This window comes from Micromonospora sp. CNZ285, assembly GCF_004637285.1.
Map to the genome: position 1 here is coordinate 3,411,544 of NZ_SPQD01000001.1, position 18,498 is coordinate 3,430,041.

The 18,498-nt window shown below is 74.6% G+C and carries 21 protein-coding genes; 4 read left to right on the forward strand and 17 right to left on the reverse strand.

The genetic code is table 11. The features are described 5' to 3' along the window. Nucleotides 1-76: 76 nt before the first annotated feature. Complete coding sequence (locus tag CLT75_RS15270; protein WP_135241257.1) at nt 77-1,903, forward strand: AMP-dependent synthetase/ligase; 1,827 nt, start codon at nt 77-79, stop codon at nt 1,901-1,903. 63 nt (nt 1,904-1,966) lie between these two features. On the opposite strand, the gene CLT75_RS15275 is transcribed toward CLT75_RS15270, so the two are convergent. After that, nucleotides 1,967-3,274 (reverse strand): low temperature requirement protein A, encoded by a 1,308-nt coding sequence (locus CLT75_RS15275; protein ID WP_486485185.1) that lies wholly within the window; start codon nt 3,272-3,274, stop codon nt 1,967-1,969. Nucleotides 3,275-3,352: 78 nt separating this feature from the next. Beyond that, on the reverse strand, nt 3,353-4,804 hold the full coding sequence (gene yczR / locus CLT75_RS15280) for a MocR-like transcription factor YczR (protein ID WP_135241258.1): 1,452 nt from the start codon (nt 4,802-4,804) through the stop codon (nt 3,353-3,355). Nucleotides 4,805-4,863: 59 nt separating this feature from the next. Here yczR and yczE point away from each other — a divergent pair, with 59 nt between their 5' ends. Both yczE and CLT75_RS15290 read left to right on the forward strand, forming a co-directional pair. Then, the gene (gene yczE, locus CLT75_RS15285) at nt 4,864-5,499 is read left to right on the forward strand and encodes a membrane protein YczE (RefSeq protein ID WP_135241259.1); all 636 of its coding nucleotides are present in this window, start codon (nt 4,864-4,866) and stop codon (nt 5,497-5,499) included. 116 nt (nt 5,500-5,615) lie between these two features. Beyond that, nucleotides 5,616-6,077: a hypothetical protein gene (locus tag CLT75_RS15290; RefSeq protein ID WP_135241260.1), complete on the forward strand. Its 462-nt coding sequence runs from the start codon at nt 5,616-5,618 to the stop codon at nt 6,075-6,077. Nucleotides 6,078-6,085: 8 nt separating this feature from the next. Here CLT75_RS15290 and hisF read toward each other — a convergent pair whose 3' ends face one another. The 12 genes from hisF to hisD form a co-directional block, all read right to left on the reverse strand. Next, nucleotides 6,086-6,853, reverse strand: a complete 768-nt coding sequence (hisF, locus tag CLT75_RS15295; protein WP_135241261.1) for an imidazole glycerol phosphate synthase subunit HisF — start codon at nt 6,851-6,853, stop codon at nt 6,086-6,088. A gap of 86 nt (nt 6,854-6,939) precedes the next feature. Beyond that, nucleotides 6,940-7,947, reverse strand: a complete 1,008-nt coding sequence (locus CLT75_RS15300; protein ID WP_135241262.1) for an MDR family NADP-dependent oxidoreductase — start codon at nt 7,945-7,947, stop codon at nt 6,940-6,942. Between the two features lie 52 nt (nt 7,948-7,999). Next, the gene (locus CLT75_RS15305) at nt 8,000-8,425 is read right to left on the reverse strand and encodes an organic hydroperoxide resistance protein (protein ID WP_013287575.1); all 426 of its coding nucleotides are present in this window, start codon (nt 8,423-8,425) and stop codon (nt 8,000-8,002) included. 1 nt (nt 8,426) lies between these two features. Then, entirely contained in the window at nt 8,427-8,873 is a 447-nt protein-coding gene (locus CLT75_RS15310; protein WP_135241263.1) for a MarR family transcriptional regulator, read from the reverse strand. A gap of 82 nt (nt 8,874-8,955) precedes the next feature. Further along, nucleotides 8,956-9,372, reverse strand: a complete 417-nt coding sequence (locus tag CLT75_RS15315; protein ID WP_135241264.1) for a Rid family hydrolase — start codon at nt 9,370-9,372, stop codon at nt 8,956-8,958. After that, nucleotides 9,369-10,097, reverse strand: a complete 729-nt coding sequence (gene priA, locus CLT75_RS15320; protein ID WP_018785235.1) for a bifunctional 1-(5-phosphoribosyl)-5-((5-phosphoribosylamino)methylideneamino)imidazole-4-carboxamide isomerase/phosphoribosylanthranilate isomerase PriA — start codon at nt 10,095-10,097, stop codon at nt 9,369-9,371. Before priA ends, CLT75_RS15315 begins: the two co-directional genes overlap by 4 nt. A 19-nt stretch (nt 10,098-10,116) precedes the next feature. Further along, nucleotides 10,117-10,437 (reverse strand): hypothetical protein, encoded by a 321-nt coding sequence (locus CLT75_RS15325; RefSeq protein ID WP_135241265.1) that lies wholly within the window; start codon nt 10,435-10,437, stop codon nt 10,117-10,119. A 46-nt stretch (nt 10,438-10,483) separates the two neighbouring features. Then, the gene (gene hisH, locus CLT75_RS15330) at nt 10,484-11,104 is read right to left on the reverse strand and encodes an imidazole glycerol phosphate synthase subunit HisH (protein ID WP_135241266.1); all 621 of its coding nucleotides are present in this window, start codon (nt 11,102-11,104) and stop codon (nt 10,484-10,486) included. Beyond that, complete coding sequence (locus CLT75_RS32670; RefSeq protein ID WP_167796924.1) at nt 11,104-11,271, reverse strand: hypothetical protein; 168 nt, start codon at nt 11,269-11,271, stop codon at nt 11,104-11,106. The genes hisH and CLT75_RS32670 overlap by 1 nt, the downstream gene beginning before the upstream one ends. A gap of 58 nt (nt 11,272-11,329) precedes the next feature. Further along, entirely contained in the window at nt 11,330-11,941 is a 612-nt protein-coding gene (gene hisB / locus CLT75_RS15335; protein WP_135241267.1) for an imidazoleglycerol-phosphate dehydratase HisB, read from the reverse strand. Then, the gene (locus tag CLT75_RS15340) at nt 11,938-13,011 is read right to left on the reverse strand and encodes a histidinol-phosphate transaminase (RefSeq protein WP_135241268.1); all 1,074 of its coding nucleotides are present in this window, start codon (nt 13,009-13,011) and stop codon (nt 11,938-11,940) included. Before CLT75_RS15340 ends, hisB begins: the two co-directional genes overlap by 4 nt. Then, on the reverse strand, nt 13,008-14,333 hold the full coding sequence (hisD, locus tag CLT75_RS15345) for a histidinol dehydrogenase (protein WP_135241269.1): 1,326 nt from the start codon (nt 14,331-14,333) through the stop codon (nt 13,008-13,010). Before hisD ends, CLT75_RS15340 begins: the two co-directional genes overlap by 4 nt. A 108-nt stretch (nt 14,334-14,441) precedes the next feature. On the opposite strand from hisD, the gene CLT75_RS15350 reads away from it, so the two are divergent. Further along, on the forward strand, nt 14,442-15,146 hold the full coding sequence (locus tag CLT75_RS15350) for an LON peptidase substrate-binding domain-containing protein (protein ID WP_135241270.1): 705 nt from the start codon (nt 14,442-14,444) through the stop codon (nt 15,144-15,146). On the opposite strand, the gene CLT75_RS15355 is transcribed toward CLT75_RS15350, so the two are convergent. The 3 genes from CLT75_RS15355 to CLT75_RS15365 form a co-directional block, all read right to left on the reverse strand. Next, complete coding sequence (locus CLT75_RS15355) at nt 15,112-15,930, reverse strand: DUF2567 domain-containing protein (RefSeq protein ID WP_135241271.1); 819 nt, start codon at nt 15,928-15,930, stop codon at nt 15,112-15,114. The two genes, CLT75_RS15350 and CLT75_RS15355, sit on opposite strands and share 35 nt — an antisense overlap. Before the next feature lie 48 nt (nt 15,931-15,978). After that, nucleotides 15,979-17,508, reverse strand: coding sequence for an ATPase (locus tag CLT75_RS15360; protein ID WP_135241272.1), 1,530 nt, complete (start codon nt 17,506-17,508; stop codon nt 15,979-15,981). Between the two features lie 140 nt (nt 17,509-17,648). Next, nucleotides 17,649-18,497, reverse strand: a complete 849-nt coding sequence (locus CLT75_RS15365; RefSeq protein WP_135241273.1) for a hypothetical protein — start codon at nt 18,495-18,497, stop codon at nt 17,649-17,651. Between the last annotated feature and the right edge of the window lies 1 nt (nt 18,498).

Sequence of the window (18,498 nt, forward strand, 5' to 3'; positions counted from 1 at the left end):
CACGCAATACCCTTCGGTAACCGCAGACCGGCGTGACCCCCGTCACGTCCCTCCACCCCTGAAGGCGGCTACAGCGATGGCTCTCGATGTACCGTACCGTTCCGTACCCGACATGTTCCTCAAGCGCGTGGCGGACTCCCCCGACCGGCACGCCTTCGCCCACCCCGCTCCCGACGACTCGGGCCCGGTCTGGCTGACGTGGGAGCAGGTCGGGCAGCGCGCCAAGGCGATCGCCGCCGGGCTGCACGGGCTCGGTGTCGGCCTGGAGAACCCGGTGGCGATCCTGGCCAACACGCGCCTGGACTGGGTGCTCGCCGACTTCGGCATCATGTGCGCCGGTGGTGCCACCACCACCGTCTACCCCACCACCGAGCCCGAGGACGCGGTCTACATCATCGCCGACTCCGGCTCGAAGGTGCTGTTCGCGGAGAACCAGGCCCAGGCGGCGAAGATCGCCGGGGCGGACCTGCCCGCGCTGACCCACGTGGTGCTCTTCGACGGCGCGCCCGACCCGGCGGCGGCCATCCCGCAGCTCACCCTGGCCGAACTGGAGGAGCGCGGCGCCGCCGCGCTGAGCGCCGAGCCGGACCTGATCGACATGCTCGTCGCCGGCATCGGCCCGGACCACCTGGCCACGCTGATCTACACCTCGGGCACCACCGGCCGCCCGAAGGGCGTAGAGCTGCTGCACGGCGGCTGGTGCTGGGAGGGCGTGGCGCAGGCCGAGCTGGGCCTGCTGCGCGTCGACGACCTGCAGTACCTGTGGCTGCCGCTGTCGCACTCGTTCGGCAAGACGCTGCTCTGCGGCGCCACCCACGTCGGCCTGCCCACGTACGTCGACGGCCGGGTGGACAAGCTCGTCGACCTGCTCGGCGTGGTGCAGCCGACGCTCATGTGCGGCGCGCCCCGGGTCTTCGAGAAGGTCTACAACAAGGCGGTCACCACCGCGCAGGGCGCGGGCGGGGCCAAGGCCAAGATCTTCGCCTGGGGCGTCGGGGTCGGCAAGGAGAAGGTCGCTCTGGAGCAGGCCGGCAAGCCGGTCCCGGCCGGGCTGCGGATGAAGTACGCGCTGGCCGAGAAGCTCGTGTTCAGCAAGCTCCAGGCCCGGCTCGGCGGCCGGATGCGGGTGCTGGTCTCCGGCGCGGCGCCGCTGAGCAAGGAGATCGCCACCTTCTTCGCCGCCGCCAACCTGCCCATCTCCGAGGGCTACGGCCTGACCGAGACCAGCGCGGGCGCGTTCGTGAACCCGCCGGACGGGTTGAAGATCGGCAGCGTGGGCCGGGCCATGGGCGACCTGGAGTGCCGGATCGACACCGACGGTGAGGTCCTGCTGCGCGGCAAGCCGGTCATGCGCGGCTACCACAACCTGCCCGAGGAGACCGCCGCCGCGTTCACCGAGGACGGCTTCTTCCGCACCGGCGACATCGGCACGCTCGACGCCGACGGCTACCTGCGCATCACCGACCGGAAGAAGGACCTGGTCAAGACGTCCGGCGGCAAGTACGTCGCGCCGTCGCACATCGAGGGCATGTTCAAGGCGGTGTGCCCGTACACCTCGCAGGCGGTGGTGATCGGGCAGGCGCGCAACTACTGCACCATGCTCGTCACGCTGGACCCGGACGCGATCAAGGGCTGGGCCGCCGGTACCTCGCTGGAGGGCAGCGACTACACCACGATCGTCACCTCACCGCAGGCGCGGGAGATGGTCGAGGGATACGTCGCCGAGCTGAACGCCAAGCTCAACCGCTGGGAGACGATCAAGAAGGTGTCGATCCTCCCTCGCGACCTCACCATCGAGGACGGCGAGGTCACGCCGTCGCTGAAGATCAAGCGCCGCAGCGTGGAGACGAACTTCGCCTCCGAGATCGACAAGATGTACGAGGGCACGCTCGCCGAGCTGTAGCCCGCACCGCCGTACCGTCGCGCCGGCCGTGCCCCACCGTCCCGGGGCACGGCCGCGCGCCGTTCACAGGTGCTGCTGCCGCCAGTGGCTCTGCTCGGCCTCGGCGGCGATCTGCTCCTCCAGCGCGAGTTCGCGTACCCGGCGCCGGTGGCCGTCCTCGCCCCGCGTCTCCCAGGCGATGCCGGCGCAGGTGAGCACCGCCAGCGCCATCAGCGCGATCAGCTCCGGGATGCGGAACACGAACGGGCCGGCCACGGCCAGCGCCGCCACCGTGACCAGCAGCCGCCAGTGGACCTCGCGCAGGGCCACCCACCAGCACCCGGCGACGCTGAGCAGGTGCAACGCGACTCCGCCGAAGAGGATCGAGCCCCAAAAGTCGCCCAGCGGCAGCCCCCAGGAGGGCGTGTTGGGCTCTACGGCCTCGGCCAGCAGGTCCTTGAGGCCGAGCGCGTAGAGGATGATCCCGGCGACCATCGGCAGGTGCAGGAACGTGTAGGCGGTGCGGGCCAGCCGCAGCCGTGCGGCCCGGTCCCGGGCGTGGTGCAGGGCCTGTTCCATCGCGAACGCCAGCGTGTCGAAGTACGCCCACCACAGCGCCGCCACGATCGTGATGCCGAGCAACGCGGCGATCACCACCGGGCCGGTGAGCGGCAGCCCGCGCTTCGGACCGAGCCCGAGCGCGATGATCGACTCGCCGAGTGCGACGAGCACGATCAGCGCGTGCCGTTCCGCCCAGTGCCCGGCCGAGAGCACCACCCACCACTGCTGGCCCAGGGTCGTCCCGGCGACGTACTCGACGACCAGCGCCGTCGTCCAGAGCGCCAGTTGCAGCCACACCGCGAACCGTTCCTCCGGCACCCGGCCGGGCAGGGTGCCGGCGACGACCAGCAGCACCGTGGCCACGATCGGGGCCACGAAGCGCAGCCGCAGCCCTCGGCGCCGGGCCGGGTCGGCGCGGTCGGCCCACGCGAACACGGTGAGCTGTGCGGTGCGGATCACGAAGTAGCACCCGGCGAAGACCAGCGGCCCGGGCAGCCAGCCGCCGCGGTTGGCGAACGCGCTGGGCACGCTGAGCACGAGCAGGAACGTCGCTGCCACGGTGACGAAGCCGACCAGCGGCAGCATCCCCTGGTCGGCGCGGAACGCGTTGCCCATCCGGGCGAAGCCGGTCCACGACCACCAGAGCAACGCCAGCACCAGCAGGAAGCGGTAGAGGTTGACCGGCGTGAGCACCGTGGCGGTGAGTGTGGTGACGCTCAGGAACGCGAAGACGAAGACCAGGTCGTAGAAGAGCTCCAGCCGGGTGGTCCGGGAGCCCGGCGCGCTGCGCCGCACCGTCCACGACCACCGGACTCCCCTCCCGTTCCCCACTCGGGCAGTCTGCGGGCACCCGCCCGTCCGGAGCCGCGCTTCGGGCCGATCACCACCGGATCGGGCAGCCGGGCCGGGTCAGGCGATGACGCTCGGCTCGCGCCACTGCGGGCGGCTGGTGCGGTCCAGGTCGTAGCGGACCGCCGCGAGCCGCCCGACCGCCTCCACCAGCTCGTCGGCGGGCAGCGTGAAGGGCAGCCGCAGGAAGCGCTCCAGCGTCCCGTCCAGGCCGAACCGGGGTCCGGGCGCCAGCCGTACGCCGACCTCCTCGGCCGCGCGGGCCAGCGCGCTGGAGATCGGACCGTCCAGCTCGGCCCAGAGCGTGACGCCGCCGCTCGGCACGCGTACCCGCCAGTCGGGCAGCCGGTCGGCGAGCGCCGCGACCAGGGCGTCCCGCTGGGCGACGAGCTGGGCCCGGCGGGCCGCCACGATGGCCGGCGCCTCGGTGAGCAGGTGCACAGCGACGAGCTGGTCGAGCACCGGGCTGGCCATGTCCACCCCGACCCGGGCCGCGGCGAGCCGCTGCACCTGGGGCGCGGAGGCGCGGACCCAGCCGATCCGCAGCCCGCCCCAGTAGGGCTTGCTCATGCCGCCGATGCTGATCACCCGGGAGTGCCTGTCGAAGACGGCCACCGGCGGCGGCAGCGTGGTGTCGTCCAGCGGCAGGTCGACGAAGGACTCGTCGACCACCAGGTCGGTGCCGGCCGCGTGGGCCGTGCCGACCAGCCGCTCGCGCAGGTCGGCGGCCATCAGGTGGCCGGTCGGGTTCTGGAACTCGGGGATCACGTACGCGAGCTTCGGCCGGGTCTGCCGGAGGCTGCCGAGCAGCAGTTCGGCGTCCCAGCCCTCGTCGGACAGGCCGTGGGTGGCGATCCGGGCCCGCCGGGCGGACAGCGCGGCCAGCGCGTTGGGGTAGGTGGGCGACTCGACGAGCACGCCGCCGCCGGGCGACAGGGCCAGCCGCAGCACCAGGTCCAGCGCGTGCTGGGTGCCGCTGGTGACCATGATCTGCTCCGGGCTGGTGGGCAGGCCCCGGTCGGTATACGCGCGGGCCACCGCCTCGCGCAGCTCGATGATGCCGGTCGGGTGGTAGCCGGCGCCGCCGAGGTAGCGGGGCAGGTCCTCGGCCGCGGCCCGGGCGGCCGGGACGAGCTGCGGTGGCGCGGACAGCGCGGCCACGCCGAGGTCGATCATGTCGCGGTCGTCCAGCGGCGTCCAGAGCCCGGTGCTGGCCACCCGGTGCCCGCCGGGCAGCATGGTCCAGCTCCCCGCGCCCCGGCGGCTGGCCAGGTGGCCACTCTCCCGCAGTTCCCGGTACGCGGCGGTGACAGTGGTCCGGCTGATCCGCAGCGCCTCGGCCAGTTCCCGCTCGGCCGGCAGGCGTACCCCGAGGGGCAGCCGCCCGTCGGCGAGCAACCCGCGGACGGCGCCGGCGAGCGCGGCGTAGTCGGGGCTGCGCCGGCGGCCCGGCAGTGCGTGCCACTGGCCGAGGAGCCGCGCCAATTGGACGCCGCGCACCTGACTGGTCATAGCCACACCCCCGAAATTGGCACGCTTGAGGACCACGATTGGCCCCTAGGGTGGCATGCATGGCACAGCTTGGCAATCTCCGGCACCGGCCGGCGCGACGGCTCACCCAGCTCTACGCCGGGCTGGTCCTCTACGGCGTGAGCATGGCGCTGATGATCCGCTCGGAGCTGGGGCTGGACCCGTGGGACGTGTTCCACCAGGGGCTGGCCCGGCAGACCGGCCTGTCCTTCGGGACCGTCACCATCGCCGTCGGCGCCCTCGTGCTGCTGCTCTGGATCCCGCTGCGGCAGCGGCCCGGCCTCGGCACGGTCAGCAACGTCGTGGTGATCGGACTGGTCGTCGACGCCACCCTGGCCGTGCTGCCGCCCGGGGAGGGCATGCCGGCCCGGGTCGCGCTGCTCGTCGCCGGGATCGTCGCCAACGGCGCCGCCACCGGCCTCTACCTGGGCGCCGGGCTCGGCCCCGGCCCGCGCGACGGGCTGATGACCGGCTTCGTCGCCCGCCACCCCCGGTTCTCGGTCCGGCTGGTCCGCACCGTCATCGAGGTCACCGTGCTGGCGCTCGGCTGGCTGCTCGGCGGCACCGTCGGCCTCGGCACCGTGGCGTACGCACTGACCATCGGCCCGCTGGCCCAGTTCTTCATCCCGGTCTTCGCGCTGCCCGCACGACCGGCGGCCGGCGCCTACGCTACGTGACCACGGCCGGGCCGACCGCCACGGCCCGGTCCGACCCGCAACGCGCTGAGCTGCGACGACACACAACCGGGAAACCAGGTGTTTCCTCCGCCGTCGCGGCCGGGCATCATTCCTGCATGGGGGAGAACGGATGGCGTTGGAGCGACGCCTGGATCTTCGTCGCGCTTGTCATCGCCAGTGGTGCCGGCCGGCACCGGCGGGCCGCCGCGACACGCCGCCCCGAAGGCGTACGGCTGGCCGACGTCCTCTCCACCGCCGACCACCTCAACCAGGCCATCCCGGAACGGCACGAGGTGGAGGGCGCGGTCCGGCGGCTGGTCGGGGCGGGCCTGGTCAGCGTCGCCGACGGCTGGTTCCGGGTCACCCCGGACGGTGAGCGGCTCTGGCGCACCCGGCCCAGCGCCGGGCTCGGCACCACTGTGGACACGGTGCAGGGCGTACTGACCCGGCGGCACCCGCCCGCCGAGTCCGAGTGGCACCTCGGCGAGGACGACCACGCCGCCGCCGTGCAGGAGTACGTGGTCCGGTCGATCCCGATGCCGCGCCGCTCCCCCGAGGGGCACTCCGGCCGGCAATGAGCGCCGGCTCAGCGCACCGGGTGCCCGGCGCCGCGCAACGCGTCCTTGACCTCGCCGACGGTGAGTTCGCCGAAGTGGAAGACGCTCGCCGCGAGCACCGCGTCCGCCCCGGCGCCGACGGCCGGCGGGAAGTGGGCCACCTCGCCCGCGCCGCCGCTGGCGATCACCGGCACGTCGACCACCTCGCGGACCGCCTGGATCAGCGGCAGGTCGAACCCGGCCTTGGTGCCGTCGGCGTCCATCGAGTTGAGCAGGATCTCGCCCGCGCCCAGCTCGGCGCCGCGCGCCGCCCACTCGACCGCGTCCAGCCCGGTGCCCCGGCGACCGCCGTGCGTGGTCACCTCGAAGCCGCTCGGCGTCGTGCCGGCCGGTGCGCGGCGCACGTCCAGCGAGAGCACCAGGACCTGCCGGCCGAACCGGTCGGCGATCTCGGCGATCAGCTCCGGCCGGGCGATGGCGGCGGTGTTCACGCCGACCTTGTCCGCCCCGGCGCGCAGCAGCGTGTCGACGTCGGCGACCCGACGGACGCCACCGCCCACGGTGAGCGGGATGAAGACCGACTCGGCGGTACGCCGCACCACGTCGAGCATGGTGCCCCGGTCGCTGGACGAGGCGGTGACGTCGAGGAAGGTCAGCTCGTCCGCGCCGGCCCGGTCGTACGCCGCCGCCAGCTCCACCGGGTCGCCGGCGTCGCGCAGGTCGAGGAAGTTGACCCCCTTGACCACGCGCCCGGCGTCCACGTCCAGACACGGGATGACCCGTACCGCCACCGTCATGCCCCGAGCCTAACGAACGCGCGGGCGGTGGTGACCCGCCGGTGAGGCCGGTCACCACCGCCCGCTGTGGTGCGCGTCCGCGCCGGTCAGAGACGGACCAGCATCTTGCCGAGGTTCTCGCCGCGCAGCAGGCCGAGGAACGCCTCGGGAGCCTGCTCGATGCCGTCGACGATCGTCTCGTCGTACGACAGCCGGCCCTCGCGCAGCCAGCCCGCCACCTCCTGCACGAACTGCTCCCGCAGGTGACCGTGGTCACCGACGAGGAAGCCGCGCAGCGTCAGCCGCTTGCCGATCACCAGCGCCAGGTTGCGCGGCGCGGCGGGCGGCTCGGTGGCGTTGTACTGCGCGATCATGCCGCAGATGGCGGCCCGGCCGTGCAGGTTCATCGCCCCGATCGCGGCCTCCAGGTGGTCGCCGCCGACGTTGTCGAAGTACACGTCGACGCCGTCCGGGGCGGCGGCCTTGAGCTGCTTGGACACCGGGCCGTCGTGGTAGTCGAAGGCGGCGTCGAAGCCCAGCGCGGTGAGCCGTTCCACCTTCGCCGGGGAGCCGGCGCTGCCGATCACCCGGCCGGCGCCGCGCAGCTTCGCGATCTGGCCGACCATGCTGCCCACCGCGCCGGCCGCGCCGGAGACGAACACGGTCTCCCCCGGCTTCATCGCCGCCACGTCCAGGAGCCCGGCGTACGCGGTCAGCCCGGTCATGCCGAGCACGCCCAGGTACGCGGTCACCGGCGCCAGGTCGGGGTCGACCTTGCGCACGCCTCGGGCGTCCACCAGCGCGTACTCGCGCCAGCCGAGCCCGTGCAGCACCGTGTCGCCGGGCTTGACGCCGCCGGCCTCGCCGGCCACGACCTCACCGATCGCGCCGCCGTCCAGCGGGGCGTCGAGCGCGAACGGCGGCACGTACGACTTGACGTCGTTCATCCGCCCGCGCATGTACGGGTCGACGGACATGAACCGGTTGCGGACCACCACCTGTCCCGGGCCCGGCGTCGGCACCTCGGTGGTGACCAGCCGGAAGTTCTCCGGCGTCGGCCAGCCCTCCGGCCGGGACGCCAGGTGGATCTCCCTGTTGACGCTCGCCTCGCTCACCAGACCTCCTCGGTTCGCACTGCGGGGCTCCGCTGCGCTGCACTCCTCGTGCTCACAGGGCCTCGCGGACCGTACGGGTCACCTCGACGTTGCCACGGGTCGCGTTGGAATAGGGGCAGACCTGGTGGGCCGCGTCAACGAGCTGCTCGGCGGCCGCGCGCTCGACCGCGGGCAGGTCCACCACGAGCGTCACGGCCAGACCGTAACCGCCGCTGCCGTTCGGGCCGATGCCCACCTCGGCCTCGACGACGGAGCCGGAGACGTCCGCCTTGGCCTGGCGGGCCACCACGCGCAGCGCGGAGTGGAAGCAGGCCGCGTAGCCGGCCGCGAAGAGCTGCTCCGGGTTGGCCGCGCCGCCGGCGCCACCCATCTCCTTCGGTACGGCGAGGTCCAGCTCGACCGTGCCGTCGGAGGTCCGGACGTGACCGTCGCGGCCGTCGCCGGTGGCGCGGGCGGAGGCGGTGTAGAGCACCTGCATGTCACTGCTCCTTCTGTCGGTGGATCGTCTCGGTGACCCGGGTGAGGATGCCGTGGAGGAAGACCAGTTCGTCCTCGGAGAGCCCGGTGGCGGTGGCCACCCGGCGCGGCACGTCACCCATCCGCTCCCGCAGCGCCCGGCCCCGGCCGGTGAGGCCCACCTCGACCCGGCGCTCATCCGCCGCCGAGCGGGTACGCACCACCAGACCGGCCGCCTCCAGCCGCTTGAGCAGCGGGGAGAGGGTGCCGGAGTCGAGCCGGAGCGCGGCGCCGAGCTCGGAGACCGTGGGGGCGTCGTCGTCGCGCTCCCAGAGCACCAGCAGCACCAGGTACTGCGGGTAGGTCAGGCCGTGCTCGTCGAGGATGGGCCGGTAGACGTCGGTCAGGGCGCGCGACGCCGCGTAGAGCGCGAAGCACACCTGCCGGCGCAGTACCAGATCATCGGTCACGCCCAGAACGGTAGCGTGCAATTAAGTTGTGCACAACTTATCGGGGCGCGGAGCGGGACGGCGCCGGTCACCCGGGCACCGGTCAGCGCTCCGGGAGGTACGCCTCCATCTCGACCTCGACCAGGAGATCCGGGTCGATCAACCCGGCCACCACCACCATCGTGGCGACCGGACGCACCGGGCCGAACACCGCGTTGTGCGCCCGGCCCACCTCGTCGGCGTAGATCCGGTCCGTCACGTACATCCGGGTCCGCACCACGTCCCCCGGCCCGGCGCCGACCTCGGCCAGCGCGTCCAGGCCGATCCGGATCGCCTGCGCGGTCTGCGCCGCCGCGTCACCCGCGTGCGCCACCCGGCCGTCCACGGTGGAGGTGCAGCCAGCGGTGATCGCCAGCGAACCGGCCCGGACCACTCGCGAGTAGCCGTACAGCGCCTCCCACGGGCCGCCCGAGCCGAGCCGGGTCACCACCCCGGCGTCGGCGGACGGCTCCGCCGTCACGCGCCGGCCCGCAGCGTCGCCAGCGCCTCGGCGACGGTGAACGCGCCCGCGTAGAGCGCCTTGCCGGCGATCACGCCCTCCACCCCCACCGGCTCCAGCGTGGCGAGCGCCCGCAGGTCGTCCAGCGTGGACACACCACCGGAGGCGATCACCGGGGCGTCGGTGCGGGCGCACACCTCACGCAGCAGGTCCAGGTTCGGCCCGCGCATCGTGCCGTCCTTGGTGATGTCGGTGACCACGTACCGCGCCGCGCCCGCGGCGTCCAGCCGGGCCAGCACCTCGTACAGGTCACCGCCGTCGCGGGTCCAGCCACGCGCCGACAGGGTACGGCCGCGCACGTCCAGCCCGATCGCCACGCGGTCGCCGTACTCGCCGCAGATCCGGTCGCACCACTGCGGGTCCTCCAGCGCGGCGGTGCCGATGTTGACCCGGGCCGCCCCGGTGCCGAGCGCCGCCCGCAGCGACTCGTCGTCGCGGATACCGCCGGACAGCTCCACCTTCACGTCCAGCTTGCCGACCACCTCGGCGAGCAGCGCGGCGTTGGAGCCCCGCCCGAACGCGGCGTCCAGGTCGACCAGGTGGATCCACTCCGCACCGTCGGACTGCCAGGCCAGAGCCGCGTCCAGCGGGTCGCCGTACGCGGTCTCGCTACCGGCGGCGCCCTGCACGAGCCGAACGGCCTGGCCGTCGGCGACGTCCACGGCGGGCAACAGGGTGAGGCTCAACGCTTCTCTCCTCGGATCCTCAACGACGGTCCAGCGCGATCACCACGATCGCGGGCAGGACCAGCAACAACAACACGACCAGCACCAGCCGCAGCGCGAGGTCGTCCACCAGACTCCAGATGGCGACCACCGCCACCGCGGTGAGCACCAGGATCGTCGCCCGCTCACGGCGGGTGTGCCGGCGCAGCCGGCCGGTACGGCCGCGCCGCAGCGGCGGCGTCAACCGGCGTACCAGGGAACGACGCCGTTCCCGGCGTGCCACCCGGCGGGCGCGGACGGCGCGCGCCCGCTCCTGCTCGGCCTCGCGCGCCGCGCGGCGGCGGGCCCGCTCCTTGCTCACGCGAACACTCGCGGACGCCCTGCCCGCGTGCCCCGGACCGGTCCGGTCACAGCGTGCCGAGCCAGTTGCGCAGCAGCGCGGCCCCGGCATCGGCGGACTTCTCCGGGTGGAACTGCGCGGCCGAGAGCGGCCCCCGCTCCACCGCCGCGACGAAGTCCGCGCCGTGGTGCGCGGTGGTCACCGTGGCGCCCGCCTCGGTCAGCGCCGCCGGGTCGGTCACCCCGTAGGAGTGGACGAAGTAGAACCGGGTGCCCTCGGGCAGCCCGGCGAACAGCGTCGAGCCGGCCGGCGGCCGCACGGTGTTCCAGCCCATGTGCGGCAGCCGCCGCGCGGGCAGCCGGGTCACCCCGCCGGGCAGCAGCCCCAGCCCCTTGGTGACCACGCCGTGCTCCTCGCCGTGCCCGAAGAGGATCTGCATGCCGACGCAGATGCCCAGCACCGGCCGCCCGGCGGCGACCCGGTCGGCGATGACCGGCCCGGCGCCCAGCGCCTCGATCCCGGCCATGCACGCGGCGAACGCACCCACGCCCGGCACCACCAGGCCGTCCGCGGACGCGGCGGCGTCCAGGTCGTCGGTGACAGTCACGTCGGCGCCGGCCCGCGCCACCGCGCGCTCGGCCGACCGCAGGTTGCCCGAGCCGTAGTCGAGCACCACCACCCGTGCCATCAGCTCTCCCCCGGCAGCAGCCAGAGCACCCCGGCGGCGGTCGCCAGCAGGGCCAGCAGGCCGGTGATCACCACGGCGGCGCGCGGCGCGCCCTGCTTGAGCAGCGACCACGTCCCGCCGACCAGCAGGCCGGCCACGATCAACAGAAGGGTGGGCAGCACCTTCATCAGAGCCGCCTTCCATTCGCGACTGCGGGACTCCGCTGCGCTGCGTTCCTCGCGCTCATCAGAGTGCGCCCTTCGTCGACGGCACCACACCAGCATTACGCGGGTCGATCGCGGTGGCCTCGCGCAGCGCGCGGGAGACGGCCTTGAACTGCGCCTCGACCACGTGGTGGGCGTCCGGGTGGCCGCCGGGCCGGGCCGCGCGCAGCACGTCCACGTGCAGCGTGATCCGGGCCGACTGGCCGAACGACTCCCAGATGTGCCGGGTCATGCTGGTCGGGTAGACCGGACCGATGTACGGGGCCAGCGCCGGCTCGTCGTGCACCACGTACGGGCGGCCGGACAGGTCGACGGCGGCCCGGACCAGCACCTCGTCCATCGGGACGGTGGCCGAGCCGTACCGCCGGATGCCGGCCTTGTCCCCCAGCGCCCGGTCGAACGCGGCGCCCAGCGCGAGCGCGGTGTCCTCCATCGTGTGGTGCGCGTCGATCTCCAGGTCGCCGACGGTGTGCACGGTCAGGTCGAAGCCGCCGTGCCGGGCGATCTGGTTGAGCATGTGGTCGTAGAAGCCGACGCCGGTCTCGATGTCGGCCTTGCCGGTGCCGTCGAGGTCGATCTCGACGAGCACCTTCGTCTCGCTTGTGACCCGCTCGATCCGGGCGATCCGGCTCATGAAACTGTCTCCATCGCGGTGAGGAAGGCGTCGGTCTCGGTCGGGGTACCGGCGGTGACGCGCAGCCAGCCGGGCAGGCCGACGTCGCGCACCAGCACGCCGGCATCGAGCAGGGTACGCCAGGCCACCGCCTGGTCCCCCTCGACGGCGAACAGCACGAAGTTGGCGTCGCTGTCGGCCACCCGGTGACCCCGGGCGCGCAGCTCGGCGACGATCCGGTCCCGCTGCCGCATGATCGCGGCCACGGTGCCGAGCAGGGCGTCCCGGTGCGCCAGCGCCGCGCGGGCGGCGGCCTGGGTGAGCGCGGACAGGTGGTACGGCAGCCGGACCAGCTGCACCGCGTCCACCACCGCCGGGTCGGCGGCCAGGTAGCCGAGCCGCCCGCCGGCGAAGCCGAACGCCTTGCTCATGGTGCGGGTCACCACCAGCCGCGGGTGACCCGGGAGCACCGCCAGCGCGCTCACCGTGCCGGGCCGGGCGAACTCGGCGTACGCCTCGTCCACGATCACCATGCCTGGCGCCTCGTCGAGCACGGCGGCGACCACGGCCGGGTCGAGCGCGGTGCCTGTCGGGTTGTTCGGCGAGCAGAGGAACACCACGTCCGGCCGGTGCTCGCGGACCTGGGCCACCGCCTCGCCGGCGGTGAGCCCGAAGTCCGCGCCGCGCCGGGCGGGCACCCACCGGGTGCCGGTGCCGAGCGCCAGCAGCGGGTGCATCGAGTACGCCGGGGTGAAGCCGAGCGCGGTGCGCCCGGGACCGGCGAACGCCTGGAGCAGCTGCTGCTGGATCTCGTTGGAGCCGTTCGCCGCCCACACGTGGTCGGCGGTGAGCCCGTGACCGAGGTACGCGGCCAGGTCGGCGCGCAGCGCCACCGCGTCCCGGTCCGGGTAGCGGTTGAGGTCGCGCAACTCGGCGGCGACCGCCTTGCCGATCGCCTCGACCACCGGCTCGGGCACCGGGTAGGAGTTCTCGTTGGTGTTCAGCCGCACCGGCACGTCGAGCTGCGGGGCGCCGTACGGCGTCCGCCCACGCAGGTCGTCGCGGATCGGCAGGTCGTCGAGCGTGGTCACGACGCGCCGCCCTCGGGGAACCGGACGCTGACCGCCTGGCCGTGCGCGGGCAGGTCCTCCACGGTCGCCAGGGTGACCACGTGCGGGGCCACCTCGCGCAGCGCGTCCTGCGTGTATTCGATCAGGTGCACGCCGCGCAGGAAGGACTGCACGGACAGGCCGGAGGAGTGCCGGGCGCAACCGCCGGTGGGCAGCACGTGGTTGGAGCCCGCGCAGTAGTCGCCGAGCGACACCGGCGACCAGGCGCCCACGAACACCGCTCCGGCGTTGCGCACCCGCAGCGCCCACTCGCGGGCGTTCTCGGTCTGGATCTCCAGGTGCTCGGCCGCGTACGCGTCGACCACCCGCAGGCCCGCCTCCAGGTCGTCGACCAGGACGACGCCGCTCTGCTCGCCGCGCAGCGCGGTGCCGATCCGCTCGGCGTGCTTGGCCGCCGGCGCCTGCCGGGCCAGCTCGGCGTCGACCGCGTCGGCCAGCGCGGTGGACGGGGTGACGAGCACGCTCGCGGCGAGCGGGTCGTGCTCGGCCTGGCTGATCAGGTCGGCGGCGACGTGCGCCGGGTCGGCCGTGTCGTCGGCCAGGATCGCGATCTCGGTCGGGCCGGCCTCGGCGTCGATGCCGACCACGCCGCGCAGCAGCCGCTTCGCGGCGGTGACCCAGATGTTGCCCGGGCCGGTGATCATGTCGACCGGCTCGCAGCGCTCGTCGCCGCCCGGGTCGACGCCCGCGCCGTACGCGAGCATGGCGACCGCCTGGGCGCCGCCGACCGCGTACACCTCGTCCACGCCGAGCAGCGCGCAGGCCGCGAGGACCCGGCGGTCCGGCAGGCCGTCGTTGTCCTTCTGCGGCGGGCTCACCACCACCAGCGAGCGCACCCCGGCCGCCTGGGCCGGGACCACGTTCATCACCACCGTCGACGGGTACATGGCCAGGCCGCCGGGGACGTACAGACCGACCCGGTCGACAGGCACCCACCGCTCGGTCACCGTGCCACCGGGCACCACAGTCGTGGTGTGGTCGGTGCGGCGCTGGTCGGCGTGGACCTTGCGGGCCCGGGTGATCGACTCCAGCAGCGCGGCGCGGACCTGCGGGTCCAGCTCGTCCTCGGCGGCGCGGATCGTCTCGGCCGGCACCCGCAGCCGCTCCGGCGAGACGCCGTCGAACCGTTCGCTCGCCTCCCGGATCGCCGGGTACCCATGGTCCCGGACCGCCTCCACGAGCGGGCGGATCCGCTCGACCGCCACGGAGACGTCGAGCTGGGCACGGGGCAGCAGGCGGCGCGGGTCACGGGTCCCGCCGCGCAGGTCGATCCGATTCAGCACGCCTGCGAGTCTAGGCCGCCGCCGGTGTCACCGGCCGGGCCCGCCCGCACGCCGGGACGGTGAGCCGGGACACGCGCGGGCGGGCGGGTTGGCGATACGCTCGATCACGTGAGCGCACGGCTGCCGGTGTTCCCGCTCGGGACCGTCCTCTTCCCCGGGCTGGTCCTTCCGCTGCACATCTTCGAGGAGCGCTACAAGGCGCTGGTGCGCCACCTCGTGGGGCTGCCCGAGGGCGCGCCGCGCGAGTTCGGCGTGGTGGCGATCCAGGCCGGCTGGGAGGTCGCGCCGGCCGGGCCGCCGGGGCGTTCCGGGCCGGCCGGCGGCGACGTCACGCTGCACGAGGTCGGCTGCACCGCCGAGCTGCGGCAGGTCACCGAGCTGGCCGATGGCGGCTTCGACATCGTCACGGTCGGGCGGCGGCGGTTCCGGGTCGCCGAGGTGGACGCCTCCGCCGAGCCGTACCTGACCGCCGAGGTGGAGTGGCTGCCCGAGCCGGACGGCCCGGACGAGGTCTCCGACCTGCTGGCGGCCCGGGTGATCTCGGTGTTCCGGCAATATCTGGGCCTGATCCGGCCGGACCAGCAGGAGATCACCGAGCAGCTGCCGGAGGATCCGACGGTCCTGTCGCACCTGGTCGCCGCGACCGCCGCGCTGACCGTCGCCGACCGGCAGCGGCTGCTCGCCGTCGACGACACGGCCGGGCGGCTGCGCGCCGAGCTGCGCCTGCTCAACCGGGAGACGGCGTTGCTGCGCCAGGTGCGCGCGGTGCCGGTGCCGCTCAGCGAGCTGGCTGGTCCCCCGGCGCCGAACTGAACCCGGGCGGGGGCGGCGGCCAGGCCGCGTCGGACTCCGGCTCCGGCCGCAGCGACGGCCACCGCGACCAGCCCGCCAGCAGCGTGTACGTGACGGCGGCGCCGAACGCGGCGAGCAGCAGGTTCCCGTGCGGCACCGGCAGCGGGCCGTACCAGTCGACGCCGCCGGCGCGCAGGTCGACGGGCTTGGTGAAGGCGGTGCCCGGCGGCGCGGTCTCCACCAGCCGCTGGAACGTCGACAGCCCGATCCGGCGGCCGACCTGCCAGGCCACCACCGCCGCGCCGAGACCGCCGAGCGTCACCGCGAGCAGGCCGGCCGGGCCGCGCCGACGCCGCAGCAGGATCCACAGGGCGATCGCGGCGAGCACGCCGAAGCCGAGCGTCAGGAGGCTGAACCAGCCGTCCGCGGCGATCGGCTGCTCCGGCTGCGTGGTCGCGTAGACCGTGCCGGCGGGGGTCTGCCGGACCGGGGTGGCGGGCGCCGCCCACGCCCACAGCAGGCCCAGCGGCGCGCCGAGCGCGGTGAGCAGCGCGACCACGCCGAGCGCGGTGAGCAGCGGGCGGCCTGATCGGGTGGCGCCGGCGCCGGGTAGCTCCGCCACCACGCCCGGGTATCCGGCGAGCGGGTCGGCGCCGGGCGCGGTGACCGGTGTGCCGGCGGGTACCGGCAGGCCGCCGGGCCAGCCGGGCGGCTGCTCGCGCTCGGGCCACGCGTCGCCGGTGCGCGCGTCGATGCCGTCGGTGCGCTCGCGCGCCCGCTCGGGCTCAGGGGTGTCCGGACTCACCCGTTGATCCTCTCAGGCCCGGGCACGGCGCGGGGCGGTGGTCGCCGCTCAGCGCGCGAACGGTTCCAGCATCACCGCTGCCGCCTTGAGCCAGGCGTTGCGGGTCTCGGCCTGGAGCTGGTGGTACTCGATCGAGGAGCCGGTCTCCAGCGCCGGGTCGTAGGGCACCACGGCGACCGCCCGGGTCCGGGTGGCGAAGTGCCGTTCCAGGTCGTCCTGCAACGAGGTACGCCCCGGCGTGGGGCAGGAGATCAGCGTGACCGCGTTGTCAACCAGCTCGCCCATGCCCACCTCGTGCAGCAGGTCGAGCATCCAGTCCGCGCTGAACGCCGCGTCCTCGCGCGGCACGGTGGTCACCACGAGCTGGTCGGCGGCCTGCATGACGGTGCGCCAGTTCGGGCTCTCCACGTTGTTGCCGGTGTCCACGCAGACCACCTCGTGGGTGCGGCGCAGCAGCTCCAGCACCCGCTTGACGGTGAACTGGTCGAGCCGCTGGGCGAAGCGCGGGCTCTCCTCGCCGGCCAGCACGTCGTACGAGCCGTCGGAGGCGTGCCGCAGGTAGTCGTCGAGGTGCGACAGCAGCGTGTTGCCCTCGAGGATCTCGATCTGCGCCAGGTCGTGGATCAGGTGCCGGATGGTGCGGGCGTGCCGGGCGCTTCCGGCCCGCAGACCGAGCGTGCCGCGCAGCTCGTTGTCGTCCCAGGCGAGCACGCCGCGGCCACGGACGCTGCCCACCGTCGCGGCGGCGAGCACCGTCGCGGTGGTCTTGTGCACCCCGCCCTTGGGGTTGGCGAAGGCGAGCACCCGCGGGGTGCCCAGCTCGCGGCGCAGCACGCTGGTCGCCCGTTCCAGTTCCGGGTCCGTCTCCGGGGCGCGCCACTGCACCTGGGCCGCGTCGACCCGGCCGGAGCGGCCCTCCAGCGGACGGCGGGGCGCGGGCACCACCGGCTCCGGGGCGGGCGGCGTGTCCGGCCGGTAGCGGCCCCGGTCGAGCAGCGCGTAGCGGGACTCGGGCGGGGGCGGCGCGGGCCGGTAGCCGCCGTCCAGAAGGGAGTACCGGGACTCCGCCGGCGCCTCGGCCCGGCCGCGCGGCTCCGGACGGGCCGGGTCGGGCCGCCAGGACGGCTCCGGGCGCGGCTCGGCGGTGAGGGGCTGCTCGGGCGCGAACGACGGGTCGGCGCGCCAGGACGGGTCGGGCGGGTAGGGCTGCCCGGCGCGCCAGGACGGCTCCGGATCGCTGCGGTACGCCGGTTCGGCCCGGTAGGCGGGCTCGCCGTCGTGCCGGGGATCGGCGCGGAAGGCCGGGTCGACCCGGAACGTGGCCTCGGCCCGGTAACCGGGCTCGGCGCCGTACGACCCGTCGGGGGCGCGGCCGACGGCGGTGGCGCGCCCGGTCCACCCGGCGCCCGCGCCACGACGGGGCAGCGGGTCGGGCGGCGGCGCCGGTTGCTCCTCGACGTGCCGGTCGGGGTCGGCGTGCTCCGCGCCGCGACCGCCGAGCCGGGCCCGGTCGAGCAGCGCCCGCCACCGCGGTGCCGGCTCGCCCTGCCGACCCCAGCCGGTCTCGCTGCCGTCCAAGGATTCGCCCTCCCCCAGCCCATCGATCTCCGCCTGACAGGCTACGAACGAAACCCTATTCGGACCACTCCCCGCGCCGCACATCGCCCGGCGGCCCGCCGCACCATGGGATCGGCCGGGTCGCCGCGTACCCCGATGTCTCAGGAGGTGGGAGCGGGATTGGGCGTCCCGGAGCCGGCGGCGGGCGCGGGGGCGGTGGGTGAAGGTCCGCTCACCGTCCGTGCGGCTTCCGACGAATCGCCCATTCCGCCTGCCTCGGCCGGTTCGGTGTCGGCCGGCGGCCGGACCACGTCGCGCTGCTCGGGCAGCGGCGGGGTGAACACGGTCCGGTCCAGGCGGCTCACCTCCGGCGCCGGGTCCACCACCCGGACGCCCGGACGCCCGGCGAGCGCGCGCAGGACGTCCGGCGCGGCGCTCACGACCGCGGCGTAGACGCAGGCGCAGCCGGTCCGGTAGGCCTCCGCCTCGCGGGCGGCGACGTCGGCGCCGCTGTCGTACACCCGGCGCAGTTCCGGATCGGCGGTGGTCGAGGCGGCCCGGGAGCGGTAGTCAGCGGCCTCCCGGTCCTTGCGCGTCGCGACGCCGGCCATGCCGGCCACCACGTCCTGCGGCAGCCGCAGCGCCGCGATCCGGACGATCTCGGTCTGCCGGCCGGGCAGCGGCACCCGCGCCACCACCGCCGAGACCCGCGTGCCGTCCAGCGCGGCGGCGGCCCGCGCCGGGGTCAGGTAGCCGTCGAACGACACCAGCGCGTAGCCGTCCGGCGCGTCGAGGCGGGCCAGTTCGTCCCCGGCGGCGCGCAGGTACGCCGGGATGCTCGCGCCGTCGGTCACGCCGACCCTCGTCACCTCGCCCACGGTGCGGTCGCTCACCGGGCGGTCCCGCCGCTGCGCCACGGCCACCACCAGCACCACGAACGCGCAGGCCAGCGCGACCCAGGTCAGCGCGGCGGACCGGGACCGGCGCGGCGGCGCGGGATCGTCGCTCACG

Bases quoted from the DNA above. Each gene is read 5' to 3' on its own strand.
- hisF (WP_135241261.1), bottom strand. From the start codon at position 6,853: ATGACGGTGGCGGTACGGGTCATCCCGTGTCTGGACGTGGACGCCGGG.
- CLT75_RS15270 (WP_135241257.1), top strand. From the start codon at position 77: ATGGCTCTCGATGTACCGTACCGTTCCGTACCCGACATGTTCCTCAAG.
- yczE (WP_135241259.1), top strand. From the start codon at position 4,864: ATGGCACAGCTTGGCAATCTCCGGCACCGGCCGGCGCGACGGCTCACC.
- hisB (WP_135241267.1), bottom strand. From the start codon at position 11,941: ATGAGCCGGATCGCCCGGATCGAGCGGGTCACAAGCGAGACGAAGGTG.
- hisH (WP_135241266.1), bottom strand. From the start codon at position 11,104: ATGGCACGGGTGGTGGTGCTCGACTACGGCTCGGGCAACCTGCGGTCG.
- CLT75_RS15290 (WP_135241260.1), top strand. From the start codon at position 5,616: ATGGGGGAGAACGGATGGCGTTGGAGCGACGCCTGGATCTTCGTCGCG.
- CLT75_RS15305 (WP_013287575.1), bottom strand. From the start codon at position 8,425: ATGCAGGTGCTCTACACCGCCTCCGCCCGCGCCACCGGCGACGGCCGC.
- yczR (WP_135241258.1), bottom strand. From the start codon at position 4,804: ATGACCAGTCAGGTGCGCGGCGTCCAATTGGCGCGGCTCCTCGGCCAG.
- CLT75_RS32670 (WP_167796924.1), bottom strand. From the start codon at position 11,271: ATGAAGGTGCTGCCCACCCTTCTGTTGATCGTGGCCGGCCTGCTGGTC.